Raw genomic sequence first — 15,384 nt, 5'->3', positions numbered from 1 at the left:
AATACAGCGTACCATGGATTATTACGAAAACCGAAACGCTGCTTTTTTTGCAGAAATAGCGAACGAATCTGAGTTTGAGCGAGTCATTCGCGAGCTTGGGAAACAGTACCTGCTAAAAAAGCCAGAAGGGAGTGCATATGAGCTAAAACTGCGGGAATGTCCCCTATATACACAGCAGGTAGCTTTATGGGAAAATGCTAAAAAGATTGCCTTTGTCCTGCACTGTTTAAGTACGAGAACCAAAGGTGAGCATGAGGTGGCGTTTACCCTTAAACGAAAATTCGTAAGCCAGATCGTGAAAGATGTATTGGTTCTGGACCATCTGGCCATCGCCCAATTATGGGAAGGCTTTAAAGGTCAAACCTTTGATCGTGATAGCTTTGAAGACTGGCCCTTGGTTTCCTTTTTCAATACAATAGTCAAACAGTTTCGGGATAAATCCTTAAGTCCGGAGGAAAGAAATGTACTTGCTCAGCTTTTAAAAGATCAGCAGGAGTTTGATCCTTCCAGGTATTATTATGGCTATACAGCCTTTAAAAATGATCGTATTCGCATCATTGATCAGCTTACGGTTCTGCTAGAGAAGAAAAATAAGGGCATAGCTCCTAGCCTGTTTACCGAAAATGATGGCTTTGCAGGCTTTGCCAATGCACGCATTGAAAGCTTACCCCTGACAGAGCGGGAGTTATGGTATGGTTTGATCGATCTGGCCAAACGTACGTCCGGTAGCAAACCCACTAAAAAATTTCTGTCCGATTCCCAGGTATCCATTCAGAAAGTAGGGGAAGAGCAGTTCTATGCCGTTATTCATTCCTGGTTTGAATTCATTACCAACCTCAGATTTGTATACAAAAAAGTAACGGACTGGGAAGGGATTACCCGGGAACAGGTAGACTTAACGCAGTTCATAGCCGACTACAACCAGGGGATTCTTAAGCCTTTGGTTTGGATGTGTACGCCGAGTTATCGGGAAAAAACCGTTCATATACTCGGTGCGATGGCCGAACGGCTCTATCAAAGCCTGCCCGGGATTGGCGTTCCAAGCGTTGGACTAGCCAATGCCTGTGTGTATGCCTTGTCGACCATGCGGGGAGGAGTGCCTTATCTTTCCCGATTAAAGCTCAAATTAAAGAAACCCAGTTTACGCGAAACGGTTGAAAAGGGCTTACTGGCCGCCGCTGAACGACAAGGAGTTTCGATTCACGAAATCCAGGAGCTTTCGCTGGAACAATACGGATTGACTGCGGGTAAACTTACGGAAAGCTTTGCTGATTACCAGGCTACGCTCACCATTACAGGCGTTGGGAAATCAGAAATTACCTGGTTACTGCCGGATGGTACAACTCAGCAGTCGGTTCCGGCTGCCATCAAAGATCAGCACCTTTCGCAGCTCACCCAGTTCAAAGCTCTGCAGAAACAGATCAACCAGATGCATGCTTCGCAACGAGGCAGGCTTGATCAACTGTTTAGAGCTCAGTGCTCCTGGGCCTTCCCTGCGTTCAGAAAATACTACCTCGACCATGGTTTATTGAGCTGGCTTAGTAGACGATTGATCTGGTCATTTGACGATTCGCAAAAAAAACAGTCCGCCTTTTGGGAGAAGGAGGGTTGGGTGAATGCCTGGGGGGAAGCGGTCATCCCGCACGAAGAGGCACGCGTAAGCCTATGGCATCCGGTACTGGCTACCGCTGAGGAAATCAGGGCCTGGCGAACGTATATGCAGGAAAAGCAGATCGTTCAGCCCCTGAAACAAGCCTATCGGGAAATCTACATCCTGACGGACGCTGAGCTACGCACCTGCACGTACAGCAACCGAATGGCCGCTCACCTCTTGAAGCAGCATACCTTTGAAAAACTGGCGAAGAACCGGGAGTGGAAATACACCCTGGCGGGTACGTTCGACAATGGTCATACGGGCAAAGCGGAGCTAAAAATCCCTGATTTCGATCTTCAGGCAGATTATTACGTTCATGCTCTGGAAAACGGCGAAGACTCTATCGTCAGTAGCGGGGTCTTCAAATACATTGTTACGGATCATGTACTATTTCGTCGTATCAGTACCCGGCAAAACGTTGAATTAACAGACGTGCCTCCGGTCGTTTTTTCGGAAGTCATGCGGGATTGCGATCTGTTTGTAGGCGTATGTAGTATCGGAAATGATCCTACCTGGCAGGATTCCGGCGGAATGGATGAATACCGGGATTACTGGCAGCAGTATTCCTTTGGTGCCTTGTCCGAGTCGGGAATAAACCGGAGGGAAATTCTGGCGAATCTTTTACCCCGTTTAAAAATTAATAAAGTCGCCGAGCTTCAGGAGAAATTTCTGGTAGTAAAAGGAAAATTACGCACGTACAAAATTCATCTGGGGAGTACAAACATTCTCATGGAACCCAATGATCAGTACCTATGCATTGTAGCCGATTACCAGCAAAAAGACCCGGCGAGGGGTTTGTATATTCCCTTTGAAGGAGACGAAGGGCTTTCCCTGCTGCTTTCCAAAGCATTTTTGTTAGCTCAGGATCACAAAATCACCGATCCATCTATTCTTTCCCAGATCAACCTATAACAGCAGTCACGCTGAGTTTATTCAGGCGTCGACTGGCTGTTATGAGTAAACGTTTGCCTGATAGGGAATTCAAAGAGCTTCGCCTGGTAAGTATTAGCCTATGTAGCAAAGGATGTAGGCCTGTTGCTCATCCGCTTGCTGAAAGGTTGCCTTCAGATCCTCCAGATTTTCGCTTAGCTCGCGGGCCGTATACCCCACATTCGGATCATCGGAGTCGGCCCAGGCCCAGGGATAAATATTTTCCTCGTTGAGTTCTTGGGCATTAAAGTTTTGCCGGATGTGATCGACCGGAATGGTTTGTAAAACCTGATGAATGGTCTTGATCTGATCCGGACTCAGGTAAGGAATCATACGTTCAACCGCATCCCAGTAGTCGGCCGTCTCCTCGTCACTTAACGACTCAGGATCAACATTTTTGAAATCATAAGGAGTGATGAACTGATCGGGAGTGAATAGCCGTTGAAGGATTTCTTTTTCATCCTCCGATCTTCCTTTGAGCAGAACGTACTCCAAGCCCATAAAGGTTTTCTGTAGCAGAAGACTAAATTTGGCTTCAGCCATTGCTGCCTTATCCTGACCCTTACTGGCGTGAAGTTGTTCAAAATTGCTGGTATCCAGCGTATACAATGACAGGGATTGTCCCATAAGAAATAATGACTAGACCGTAAGGGGTGAACGTTTTAGTTGAGCTACTTCCTTTTTTAAAGCTGAAGATTTTTCCCAGTATTGAAGCCGTTCTTCGAGGACGGCTGGCATAGGCCTTGCCGTTTTTTGCTGTAAGTCAATGTATTGCAAAAGTATTTTCTTCGTGTTTTTCAGCGGCTTTTCTGCATTCATTCGTTTTAGGATACCTTCTAGCAGCTGACAGGCCACGTCATTATGGGTGGGAGACAGATTGATCATTGCCGCGAGCGTATCGACAAAGCGTTGAACGGGACTATACGCATGATTCAGTAAAACGCCAATAATCTGTGTGAGCAGGTCCGCATCGACCCGCTGCTCTGAAATCAGTTGGGCCAGTATATCCATAGCCAGTTGCCGACTGTTCGCCGTTTCTTTGAGTATCCCTGCTGCCAAAAGCAGATGAGCACTTTCCAGAAGTGGGGTTTCGGTTTCCAGAAGTTGGGTCAGACTCCCCTGGAGCGTACTTTGGGTACCCGACGGACCCGACTCCGATCCTTGTCCACTGCTTCTCAACGCCCTGAAAAACAAAGGTTCAGGCTGATTGGGTAGCAACGAGAACAGATAATGAATACCAGGTTCAATCTCAAAATCTTTCGACTCTTCCCAGACCGTGTATTTTGAAAGATACGATCCATGAAAATGTTGGGAATACAGCAGCGGCAAAGGATTTGAGTCGTAATAAAAAGCATCAGTGCTGAGTAAGAGTAGGTCAATCTCGGGAGAATCTTTGTAGTACCTGTCTTTCTTCACCCGGAAAGTCCTGGTATCCCATTTCGTTTCAAAAGGTCGACACACATTGGGATAGGTTCCGAAAGCATACCTTTCAAACTCCGGATAGATGCCCAGATAATTCTTCGTACGGGCTGCTACTGCCAGAAGCATCGGCCAGATTTCTTCTGAAGCGAAAGATTCTACGTTCGAAGTTTCAATGGAATGAAAGGGATAGGGTTCCAGAGCGTCAAGCGATTCCTGGAGATTCTGATCCGCATTTAGTACATACGTCAGTAAAGTTTTAAAATTTGGCGTACGAAGCTGCTGAGCTTTACCTAAGGCGGCTTCTGTCTGTTCAAGTCGAAGGCGGGCTATTGCTACGGCTAAATCAATTTCATTGATGACAACCTCCGCTTTTTCAAACGCGAACAGACGTTCTACCAGAATCTCGGGATCAATCCAGAAAGGCCGATGCGTGGGTGTACTCAGCAGGGAGAGTCGCTGGTTTGCTTTCGCCAGGGCTTTCGCATACATCATTCGTACCCAGAAAACAGTAATAAATTCATCATTGGAAGCGGGTGATACCAGATGGTTCAACGCTGTCGTTTCAAACCCATTGGACCAATCCTGCAGGAAGCCACGAATGAGCCAAATGGTTTTGCTTGACATAGCCTCAAAATGAAAGCTACTCACCTGATCCTGGAAATCTGTTGGAAGATCGAATCCTTGTTGAAGAAGGGAATCCAGTAAGCGTTCCACTTCTGAAACATCAAAGTGGGTAGTAACCTTACCGATTAAGAATAACAAGTCTTCCCAGTTCGTGACAGCAGTAATACGCCGATCTTCCGTCAGCACCCGTATGAATTTAGGCTGATACACGTAACGTTCGATGGGAGCGGGCGGCGTGGACGATAAAAAGCTTCCCAGTAATTCATAGGCGTTTGCCGGAAGGATGTCGGTATACAGCAACAATTCCTCCCGGAGCCATTCTTCCTGCGGCTGACTCCAGCGGGCAACGATCCGAATGACTTTTTCCTGTATGGAAGCATCTTTTACCAGCAAGGCCGGCAGGGTAACCCGCACCGTTTCGGCCGTAGCTGCGGGATGATAGAGGGGTAATTCTTCCAGAATGAGTAACGCTCTACTAACTCCCAGCTTCGCGTGTTTACCAATCAACAAGAGTTCGCTGGCGAGCAGAAAATCAGCCCATCGAAAAGCAGGATGCCTGCTCAGCGGTTTCAGCTCCTGTAGAACCCAGTTGATTCCTACGCCGTGTTGTGTAGCGAGTACCGCAAACAGCTCCGACTGTACCTGGATTGTTTCTTCAGAGCTAAGCTTAATTTTTTCCGCTATGCTCCTGAGCCACAAAAATTTGGTTCGGTGAAAATCATTTCGGGCCAAGTTGGCAAGTACCTCTTTTAATACATCCTCGGGAAGGATGATTTTTCTGGAAAGCAATTCTGCTACAAAAGGAGTCCCATAGGTTTCATACCCATAAGAACTGGTCAGGTCGACATGGGTAAACAATGACAGCAAATCCCTGGCAAGAGTACTTGTTTCGGTTAATGACTCGATCTCGTCAAAAGTTAACTCCATGCGATCAGGCTAACGACTCGCCCGAATAGATGAGGTTCATAACTAATAAGCTGACGCGATTCGAGTCTTTTCAAAAAGGCATAGGAAGGAATCCAGTACCTTTTTTGAATCATAGTATTAATCCAGCTTGGGAGCCAGGAACCGAAGTTTCTAAACTGGAAGATGCGGATCAGCATATCTTCTTCTACATCCGTTCGTACGGTTAAATACGACGGAATACTCATCAGCTCACTTCTGGTGAAGGTCAGCAATGCGGCCATGTAACAGCTTCGACATTGCTCATTGCGAATGTCCCCTTCCGGTATAAAAAAACTGAAAAGTTGCTGACTAAGCTGGCGAATAGTAGCCTTAATGGCTTTGTGCGTACGCTGTGGCGTGTTTTGTAAAAAGGCAATCAGTTCATCCCGACGGTTGGAAAGAATGAGTTCTTGCAAGGTGTCCTCAGGGCTCATGAGTAAAAGCAAAAGGGGATGTTAGATACGGCTTAGTTCCAGAACTATTTTTTTCAAAGCCGGGTACTGCTGCCAGTGGTTCAAGTGTTCGGATAGGTGATCAGGTAAACGGCGACGATTCATCTGCAACAGATCCTGATAGATTGACAGGAGTTTGGCCGTGTTTTTAGGGGGCTGACTATAAGCCTGATTTAGCAGAATCTGTTCAATGAACTGAATGAGGGCGTCTTCGTGCAGGGGAGAGAGTCGTCGTAATGCTTCCAGGCTATCAATCACTCGCTGGAGAGGAGCAAAATTCTCTTTCAGTAATTTACCCAGCTCCTGTCCCAGTGTTCGGACGTCCAGCTTTCGTTGTTCTATTTTTTGAACGAACACTTCCTGTGCCAGTGCCCGATCCGTCGCTTTAGCACTGATAAATCCCTGGGCGAGTACCATTAATCCGTACTCGTAGAAAACGGCCTCTTCGGGCAGTAGGCTTCGTAAGGCTTTTTCGAGTGCCTGTTGATCCGACTGATTGGTTTTGTAGCGTAAGGCTCGTACCTGCAAAACGCGGTAGTAAAGTGGCTCGCGATACTGAGGAATGAGCGAAGCAGAGAAAAGAAAATCAGCAGCGAAGCTGTAATCCTGCGTCTCTTCAAAACGGCCATGTATGGGATAGTGCAATGAATAAAGTAGCGTCTGAGGAATCTGAGTATGTACTTCACAGGCAAATTCCAGGCGTTGAAATATTACCGGATTTCTACTCCATCGGTGGTTTTGTTGCTCGAATCCATGTTCCCAGGCAAACGGATAGAGCGTCGATACGTTGGGATAGACGCCAAGATCCGTGGTTTTAAATGCTTCCCAGTTTGCCCGCGGGGATTTGGTACGGGCCGCTACTGCATAATAACTCTGGTTAACGGTGACATCCGAACGTTCGCCGGAAACCAGCAAGCGTTGGTACATCTTTTGCCAGAATGCTTTCTTTTGCTCCGGCAGAACTAGTTCCTGAGCCGGGTCAAGTAAAAACTTCAGCACCCGGGTTTCTTCACTCTCTTCCAGCATTTCAAGTCTGGTGAGGGCCTCCTGAGTATTTTCCAGGCGGGTGCGGGCCAGGGCGATGAGGAAATCGAAGGGTTGACAGGCCATTTTTGCCCGCTGATAGCATGCCAGCCGTTCGATCAATACCGAAGGGCTGATCCAGCACGGAGCGTGGGTCGGCGTGCTGAGAAAAGGTAAAGTCGCTGCCCGTAACGATGGGATCTGTTTAAACCGCTGCTGCCAGAAAGGAATAAAGGGATCGTGGTACTTACCAGGCTTGTAATGATGCACTCTGGCGTACTGAAACCCACCAATCCAGTCTCTGAGCAGCAGTGCTACCAGCTGATCCAGGTCCCAGCTCAGTTCAGCGTACGAATGGCTTTTTAGCAGGGGCTTTACTTGTTCCTCGGCGTCTGAGGGTAAGGCCGGCAGGTGCACGATTGCATCCATGATCCGCTCCAGCTTGATTGGGTCATCACTGCGGAGGGGAGTGGTCAGTTCGTACAGAAGTTCTTCCCAGGTACGGATGAAATGAATTCGATTCTGTTCCCTGATAAGCTGAACGTTAGGACTAGGGTCGTAGTGATAGGTAGCCTGTTCCGTCGAGGCCAGACGGGTTTCATAAGCTGCCAGCTTTTCAAGGGATTTCGCCGAAAGATTACTGCCGTACAAATCAATCTGTTCACGTAGCGTTTCATCCTGCGTGTTTCCCCACTGACTGATAATTTTCGTGGCTTTCTCCTGAATAACCGGATCGGTAGTAAGTAAAGAAACAACCGCCAGCTCGGTAACCCGGCTTTGGGTTTGCGGATAGGCTTCAGGAAATTTCAGCAAAATATCCAGGATTGATTTTCGGACATTTTTGGTGTCAGTTCTGCTCAGTACCTGTTCTGAACGCTGTAAAAATTCTTCCCAGGCAAAGCCTTCCTGAAAGACCATTTTTTTTAAATGGCCCATAGCCAGATTCAGTGGCAGAAAAGATTCAGTATTGAGCAGAGCCAGTAAAGGCAACTGCAAACCGAAAAGCTCCGCTGCTGTAGGTTCCAGTCCAGTAAAGAGATCCCTGAACCACCCCAGCAGGTCTTTGCTGAAGTCATCGCGGACGAGGCCTTCCAGGCACAGTTGCAGGATTCGATACCGATCCAGTTGCTTTCGCTCGATCAGGTACCGATAAATGTCCATCCAGGACAGGGCTTTCAGGTTCCGGTTGGCAAAATGAACTTCGGTGGCAATAGCCGTTTCGTAGAAAAAGACCGATTCGAGATCGTGGCTGATTAAAAAGGAGTCTCGTGAAATGGCATACAACAGATTCTCGGGAGTAGAAGTATTATTAAAACGGCTTTCAAAGTAGCCTAAACACATTTCTTCCGCAAAAAGCTTTCGATCGTGCGTAATCACCTCCTGCTCGAGTAATACTCTCAATTTATGGTAAGTCAGTCCATTCCAGCGGTTCTTTTGTTTGGACTGACGAATCCACTCATTGGCCCATGCAAGGGATTGGGCGTATTTCAGAACTTCCACCAGCTGGTACAGAGGCACATCCTTCACGTAGGAGGCTAGGTACTGCGGCAGGTTTATTCGTTCCTGATTGGTAAATAAGGCCAGAGCCGCCAGAAGGAGGAACTCCCCCCGCGATTCTTTTCTGGGATGCAAGCCGATGGTAGCATGATTGGCTTTTGCCAGCTGACGAATACGAACGTTTACCTCCTTGATATCTTTAGCGGGCAAAGCGTCAACCCAGGGTAGTAACGCATCAAAAGTTAAGGTCTTTACCAGCTGTTCAAACTGATCAGGATAGGACATGAAGGGAAGAATAAAAACGCAAATTAGGACTGAAGAGCTAACTGAACGGCTAATACGTGTTTACACGACCCCCGTAAGCCCTCGTGGGACGCATACCAGGGACAGGTACAGCGGGCTTTGTTGCCTTCAATCAGTACCCGGTAAAAATTATCTTTACTACCTCTTACCCGGGCCTGAACACGATCAGACGTTTGCTCGAGTATTTCGATTCCATCGGCTTCCAGCAGCGACTGGGCATTTTTCAGGCGGGGGTTCAGACTCAGGATACGGCTGGGCCTGAAGGGCAGTTTTCGGTAGAAGAACTGGTGATCGATTACGTCGTAGCCCAGCAGTCCCATGGCTGAAAGATGCATACTCACTCGATTCAGCACAACGGGGTCGAGGTCTTTTTCCAGGGAAAGCAACGTAGGGTTAAATGCTTCGTTGGTTTGGAAAAGCTGTCGGGCTCCCTGAATATACGACTCGGGTACGGCCTCCATCAGCGTATCCAGAATATTGCCTTCTCCGGAAAATCCGCGTTTTGTTTCTCGGGACAGTGTTAGTAAGAACCGCAGAGTTCCGAGCTTGAAAACAAAGGCAGTGGCCTGTTCATCCGGACTTTGAAAAACGTCCAGACCCTCCTGCAGAGGCACAAGAGCCTCCAGCAAACGAAGCCGGTGTAGCCCTCCGATTCGCAGGGATTTACCCGAAGCTACGGGACTGAAAACCGGACGATTGGCCCGATAAGTCAGAAAAAAATCGTTGGAAGTTTCTCCCCTGGGCAGAGACTGGAAGAGCTGAAGGGTTTGTACTTTACTGTAGGAACCGAAAGGCTCCATCGTGGAAAGATAAGCCTGAACAGCCGTGAGTCCTTTAATCCAGCGAGTGGGTAAGGTTACTTTACGTTCGATGATTTGCTGGCCCTGTTTCTCCAGAATAACTTCTTTTTCGCCCACTGAAAAAAGGAGTTTATCCTGGCGGCTAACGGTACTTAAAGCCTGAATCATGGGCTCGTTGAAGTCAACGTTCGTAGTACCACTGCCCAGAAATTCACCATCCAGCGAGGAAGGTAACATATCGACCCGGGCATAGACGCCGTTACACCCCGAAAATGCTTCCAGCCTCATCAACCCAGCCCCGGCCGTGACAATGGGATCCCGCATGGCTGACCGCTCCGCAGCAGACAAAGTAAAGCGGGAACGAACCACCTTCGATAAAGTCATAAAGGCTCGGGCAGTTACGTACGGGTCCAGGAGTGAGCCCCAGAAGTAACAGGGAATATCTTCTTCCAGGGAATCTTCATTGAAAGCAGCTAAACTTAGGAAGGGACTCGCCGAATGGATTTTCAACGCAGAAGCGTTTGCATAGTGATAGGTGTAGGTAGACACGGTAATTCTGGATCAAATGAAAAGCAAAAGGTACAAACAAATTTGAAAACAAACCAGTACTTAATTTCCCGATCATCTTTAAAACGTATTTTCTGCTATACTAAGATAACTTCGTACTGAAAGTCATTTTATTTAAATATTCTGATAGCTTGATTTTATCTTAATCAATGGATTACTATTTGCAATAATGATAGGATCAAAAAGTTTCAGTGAAAAAGTGTCTGGTAGTTATCAGAATTAATTAGACTTATTTAATTGTATGTTTCATCAAAGTTTTAGATCCAATAGTAGAATGATTTATAATAATATTGAATGATACTTTATTTGTGAAAATTTACTCTATTTGCAGTTATTTGAAAATGCTTTTGTATAACACAGCAATGGTTATACAAAAGCATTTGATACTTATCGAAGGTTTCTATAATTGAATAAATGTTCTGGTGGAAAATTTGCTATTAATACCAGGGCCTGATGCTACCCTCTGATGAACTTATCAACTTCGACTGTATATTCTTCAGCAATAACCTAGTTGATGGTTTTTTGGTAAACTGCTGATTTTGAAAAATTTGAAACTTGTTGTTGCCCTTTTTGCAACGGCTTCGTATAGTTGATGCATTCAGGAAGATGATAAGTAGTTGGTAAGTTAATTAAAAAGTACATAAAGGATATTATCCTGCCTTGGTTGTGTAAATAGAGTATTACATTAATCAAAAGCGGATTTTATAAATAAATAGTATTTAAGCTTTTTTAATTAATTTGATTAAGGTTTTACTTGTATTTATGAAATTTGAGTTATTACTAAAACAATCATTTATTTTCAAGGATTATTGATGAATCTATAACTCTATTTTACAATAATTTATATCAATCTCATCGCATTCTGCTGATCAGTGTGCTGAACGAATAGGGAATTGGTCGTTTGCTTTTATAGAAAGTAGAGCAACGTTTGACTGAGTCCAAAAGCAGTAACTATTGCAGTGTCGTTCACTTTTACAAGCCTCAACGCTACTTGCCTTTTACCTAATACTAACAGTAGCTAGGTAAACCATTTTCAGGGTATTCAAATTTCTAAAAATGCGAATGGTAGAGTAGGACTACGGGACTATTCTGCGGCTAATCATACTAGCCCCAAAGGGCCCTGATTCATAAAAGGCTACATAAAAAATGAAAATCGTTAGGGCCTTGACTCGCTTCATTCTAACTTTCTGCCATGACGATTTCACCCCTGGATTTACTGGTGTTACTGGGCTCTCTGCAGGGCTTCATTCTGGCTGTTGTATTGGTACGCCTACGTGAAGGCAATCGGCTGGCAAACCGATTGCTGGCTGGATTGCTTGGCCTGATGGCCCTGGCGAGTCTGGGTGTAAGTGTTCCCATTACCCACCGTTGGGTGGGCCTTCTGCTTGATTTTTTCCCATTTTACAATATAATGCTGTTAGGTCCGCTGCTGTATTTTTACGTGAAAGCCGTGCTTGACCCTGCGTTTCGTTTGGGAAAATCCGAATGGCGACAGTTGGTTCCGGTGGTGTTGGATTGGGGTGCGAAGTTGATCGGCTGGACTTTTCTGGCCGGTTTGCTTGTAGGGGCAGTAAGTAAGGAGCAAGGCCCCGCCTGGGGTCATTGGATGAATCAGTATGAAACCTATGCCGACCTGCCCCGGTGGATTTCAATGACCGTTTACCTGCTTTTATCCAGACAATGGCTGCATAGACAGGCTATGAATGAACGGGAAACGGAACCGCAAAACATCCGCTGGCTGCAAGGCGTAGTAACCCTCTTTCTGATGTTTCAGGGCGTTTGGCTTTTGCATCTGGTCCCCACGCTTATTCCCTCGATGCGTTCGGCGGCTCTAAGTCAGTTCGGCTGGTATCCCCTGTATATTCCAATAGCCGTACTGATTTACTATCTGGGCTTTAAAGGGTATGTACAAACGTTGAGTCCGGCCGTATCCATCGCTCGCAAACCTAGTTCGACTACCCTGGCGGAGGAGACCGTTCAGGCAGTTCTGCATGCCCTTACCAAAGCGATGGCCGAAGATAAACTGTACCTGGACCCGGAACTAACGGTTCAAAAAGTTAGTCAGCATACGGGCCAGCCCGCCAAATCCATTTCGTTCGTGCTTAATCAGCACCAGCAAAAATCCTTTAACCTGTTTGTCAACGAATACCGGATCGAAGCGTTTAAGCAACGCCTGTACCAGGATCCCCTACAGCAATTGACGCTAACGGGACTTGCCTTTGAATGCGGTTATAACTCCCAGGCTACGTTTCAGCGAACGTTCAAGCAAATGACGGGTCTGACCCCCAGAGCGTATCTCAAACGTCAGACCCCGTAGAAAGTAACGCTCAAATCCGGATTTGAGTAGACTTCTGCTTCGATTCACGCCTATTTGGGCCTGAAATCAATCAAGACGTTTGTATGAAACGAATGCTTAGTCTGGTCACCTTTCTACTTACTTCCTACGTAGCAGTAGTTGCTCAACCCCTCAAAACCCTACCTCATCAGGCGGACGAATACCTGCGATCAGCGAAGGCGGCCTACCGCTTTAACGGGGTCGCCCTGATGGCCCACCGGGGAGAGGTCATCCTTCACAAAGCTTATGGCTTTGCTCAGGTGAGCAGGCCCACGCCTAATGATACGTCCACCCGCTTTCCGATTTTATCAGTTACCAAATCATTTACGTCGGCCCTGGTTTTAAAACTTCAGGAACAGGGAAAACTCTCAGTGGAGGACAAGCTCAGCAAATACCTTCCTGACTTCCCCCATAGCCATCAGATAAAGCTGCATCACCTGATGAACCATACGTCGGGTCTGTTTAATTACACCGAGTTGATTGATGAGGAAGATTCCACGATCGTTTGTCATCCCATTTCCAGACAACTCTTTTTTGATTTGATGCAGGACAAACCTCTGGCGTTCACTCCCGGAAAACAGTTTAGCTACAATAACTCGGGGTATTTTCTACTGGGTCTGGTCATTGAACAGGCGACTGGTAAACCTTATGAGCAGGCAATGCGGGAGCTGATTTTTCAACCTCTGGGCATGAACCATTCGGGTTTTGACTATCTGAACCTGCCGGCTGGTGCCAGGGCCTTTGGATATGATACGCTAACGAGTACGCATGTGTCAGCATACCCGCATCCTGATTCGACCGTGTTGTATGCCGCCGGGGGCATCTACAGCACGGCCCGGGATTTGTTTCAATGGGCCAGGGCCGTGGCTGCCAAACAGCTTCTCGCCGAAAAAACCTGGAAGCAGGCTTTTAAAGAAGGTTACGGCTGGCAAACCGGAACCTATGAAAACAAAGGCTACGTCCGGCATTCGGGGGGCTATCCGGGCTTCATGGCTGAATTCATCTATTATCCAACCGAAGACCTCACGATCATTCTGTTAAACAACTTTGGTACCTATACCGATTCGATCTTTCCAATAGTCATGGACCTATCCAGTATGGCATTCGGTAAACCCTATGATTTATGGCAGGAGAGAAAGGAAGTCGAATTGAGTCAAAATGAACTTGAATCGTACGTAGGAACATACCGACTAAATAAAAAGTACGCTATCGATATTGTAGTAAGGCAGGGGAGGCTCTATGCTCTGGGGCATACGTCTGGTCAAATGCCCGAGCTAGCCTTACACGCTACGAGCCCCGGTCATTTTTTCGTCTGGACCTTTAATAACTACGTGACCTTTAAAAAAAAAGCTTCCGGGGAAGTAAGCGGTTTTGTACTTCGGGAACACGGCAAGGATAGTACCTGGGAAAAAGTAAAATGAGTGGGTCGCGTCTATGCTGGGTCGGGGTATTTTAAGTACCTTGCTGTTTGAAGAATACACCGTTTCGTAAAGGGTTGATCTAGTGTAGCCAAAACCTTTGGGAAGAGGTTGATAGCCGGATTTCACCCGTTTAGGCAAGCGGATGAATGAGTCGTATCCCTTGAAATCCGTACATGCCGAATCAATCCGCTTTCAAAAATCGCTTTGTATCCCTGGACCTGTTGAGAAGTATTGCCATCACGATGGTGTATCTGTTTCACTATGGTCGACTGTTCAAGTCACCTGCCTGGATTACGGATAGCAGCAGTTTTGGCTGGGCGGGCGTTGATCTGTTTTTTGTGCTGAGTGGTTTTTTGATTGCGACGCCCTTGCTGGAAGAAATCAGTCAGCGGCACACGCTGGATCTAAAGACTTTTTTCATCAAACGGTTTTTCCGAATCCTGCCAGCCTATGGGTTTGTCTTAGCCCTCTACTACTTTTTTCCCTTGGTGCGGGAACGCGGAACGCTGGCTCCCCTTTATAAATACCTGACTTTTACCCAGAATATAAACCTGGACATTCTCCATCATAGTGCCTTTTCTCACGCCTGGTCCTTGTGCGTGGAAGAACAGTTTTACCTGTTTTTCCCGTTGCTTCTGCTGATTTTACTACATTTTCGTCTGTACCACCTGGGCCAGTGGGTGCTGTTTGGATTCTTCTGCTTTGGCGTACTGATCCGGTACCTCTCCTGGAGCTACGTGCAGGACTATCAGGAAGGCAGCTACAGTCAATGGTACATCTGGGTGTATTTCCCAACGTATACCCGGTTGGATGGGCTGCTGGTAGGGATTAGTTTAGCGGCTCTTCATCAGTATCGGGCGGGCGGGCTGGAAAAATTACGTCCGTACGCCGCCATCATTTTAGTGAGCGGCTTGCTCGTTTTAACTGCCGGAGCCTTAATCTGTACCGACCTCGCTTCCTTTACAGCTACGCTTGTGGGCTTTCCCATCGTTGCGTTAGGCTACGGAACTATCGTTTTATCGTTAATCCTTTTACCCAAACAGAAGTTTCCCGGGCGAAAGCTCTGGCGAATGCTGGCGGAATTATCCTATAGCATGTACCTGAGTCACAAAATTGTAATTCATCTGACCCAACGCTATGCTGGCGAATGGGGGCTGGCGAAGGATGGTAACGCCATGTTTTTGCTTTGCACGCTTTTAACGGTGGGCGTCGCTTATCTTATGCACATCGCGATTGAGCGGCCATTCTTACAACTCCGTCACAAGGTTTTGCCCACTCCGGTGGTTCAGGTACCCCATGTGGGGGTAGTACGATGAGCTAAGGTTCCGGCCAGAAAGTCGGTTACTTAACGATGAAAAAGGAACCGTTTCCGGGGCCGGTCAAGCGATGTCGAATTCTCCACTGATCCGTT

Annotated in this window: 9 protein-coding genes; 4 read left to right on the top strand and 5 right to left on the bottom strand. The window is 46.9% G+C overall.

Annotated features, from left to right (window positions below; genetic code table 11):
* The first annotated feature begins 13 nt into the window (after window positions 1-13).
* Window positions 14-2,566 carry a DUF4132 domain-containing protein gene (locus BWI93_RS17745; RefSeq protein ID WP_094813675.1) on the top strand — a complete coding sequence of 851 codons (2,553 nt, stop codon included), beginning with the start codon at window positions 14-16 and terminating at the stop codon, window positions 2,564-2,566.
* Window positions 2,567-2,659: 93 nt separating this feature from the next.
* On the opposite strand, the gene BWI93_RS17740 is transcribed toward BWI93_RS17745, so the two are convergent.
* The 5 genes from BWI93_RS17740 to BWI93_RS17720 are packed head-to-tail and all read right to left on the bottom strand — an operon-like array spanning window position 2,660 to window position 10,199.
* Window positions 2,660-3,211: a DUF1877 family protein gene (locus BWI93_RS17740; protein WP_094813673.1), complete on the bottom strand. Its 552-nt coding sequence runs from the start codon at window positions 3,209-3,211 to the stop codon at window positions 2,660-2,662.
* 12 nt (window positions 3,212-3,223) lie between these two features.
* Window positions 3,224-5,557 (bottom strand): DUF6493 family protein, encoded by a 2,334-nt coding sequence (locus BWI93_RS17735; protein ID WP_094813671.1) that lies wholly within the window; start codon window positions 5,555-5,557, stop codon window positions 3,224-3,226.
* Window positions 5,548-5,991, bottom strand: a complete 444-nt coding sequence (locus BWI93_RS17730; protein WP_176454264.1) for a DUF6493 family protein — start codon at window positions 5,989-5,991, stop codon at window positions 5,548-5,550. The genes BWI93_RS17735 and BWI93_RS17730 overlap by 10 nt, the downstream gene beginning before the upstream one ends.
* A gap of 39 nt (window positions 5,992-6,030) precedes the next feature.
* Window positions 6,031-8,832, bottom strand: a complete 2,802-nt coding sequence (locus tag BWI93_RS17725) for a DUF6493 family protein (RefSeq protein WP_094813667.1) — start codon at window positions 8,830-8,832, stop codon at window positions 6,031-6,033.
* Between the two features lie 23 nt (window positions 8,833-8,855).
* Complete coding sequence (locus BWI93_RS17720; RefSeq protein WP_141217512.1) at window positions 8,856-10,199, bottom strand: SWIM zinc finger family protein; 1,344 nt, start codon at window positions 10,197-10,199, stop codon at window positions 8,856-8,858.
* Window positions 10,200-11,409: 1,210 nt separating this feature from the next.
* On the opposite strand from BWI93_RS17720, the gene BWI93_RS17715 reads away from it, so the two are divergent.
* The 3 genes from BWI93_RS17715 (at window position 11,410) to BWI93_RS17705 (ending at window position 15,289) form a co-directional block, all read left to right on the top strand.
* Window positions 11,410-12,534, top strand: a complete 1,125-nt coding sequence (locus BWI93_RS17715) for an AraC family transcriptional regulator (protein ID WP_094813665.1) — start codon at window positions 11,410-11,412, stop codon at window positions 12,532-12,534.
* An 83-nt stretch (window positions 12,535-12,617) separates the two neighbouring features.
* On the top strand, window positions 12,618-13,973 hold the full coding sequence (locus tag BWI93_RS17710; protein ID WP_094813664.1) for a serine hydrolase: 1,356 nt from the start codon (window positions 12,618-12,620) through the stop codon (window positions 13,971-13,973).
* 173 nt (window positions 13,974-14,146) lie between these two features.
* A complete protein-coding gene (locus BWI93_RS17705; protein ID WP_094813663.1) occupies window positions 14,147-15,289 on the top strand; it encodes an acyltransferase in 1,143 nt (380 codons plus the stop codon).
* Window positions 15,290-15,384 lie beyond the last annotated feature (95 nt).

The sequence above is a fragment of the Siphonobacter sp. BAB-5385 genome, from assembly GCF_002261125.1.
Lineage (GTDB): Bacteria > Bacteroidota > Bacteroidia > Cytophagales > Spirosomataceae > Siphonobacter.
Note: the sequence above shows the minus strand (reverse complement) of the source record. Positions and strands in the feature narration are given on the sequence as shown.

Coding starts and splice junctions, on each gene's coding strand:
- BWI93_RS17745 (WP_094813675.1), top strand. CDS start 14: ATGGATTATTACGAAAACCGAAACGCTGCTTTTTTTGCAGAAATAGCG.
- BWI93_RS17740 (WP_094813673.1), bottom strand. CDS start 3,211: ATGGGACAATCCCTGTCATTGTATACGCTGGATACCAGCAATTTTGAA.
- BWI93_RS17735 (WP_094813671.1), bottom strand. CDS start 5,557: ATGGAGTTAACTTTTGACGAGATCGAGTCATTAACCGAAACAAGTACT.
- BWI93_RS17725 (WP_094813667.1), bottom strand. CDS start 8,832: ATGTCCTATCCTGATCAGTTTGAACAGCTGGTAAAGACCTTAACTTTT.
- BWI93_RS17715 (WP_094813665.1), top strand. CDS start 11,410: ATGACGATTTCACCCCTGGATTTACTGGTGTTACTGGGCTCTCTGCAG.
- BWI93_RS17710 (WP_094813664.1), top strand. CDS start 12,618: ATGAAACGAATGCTTAGTCTGGTCACCTTTCTACTTACTTCCTACGTA.
- BWI93_RS17705 (WP_094813663.1), top strand. CDS start 14,147: ATGCCGAATCAATCCGCTTTCAAAAATCGCTTTGTATCCCTGGACCTG.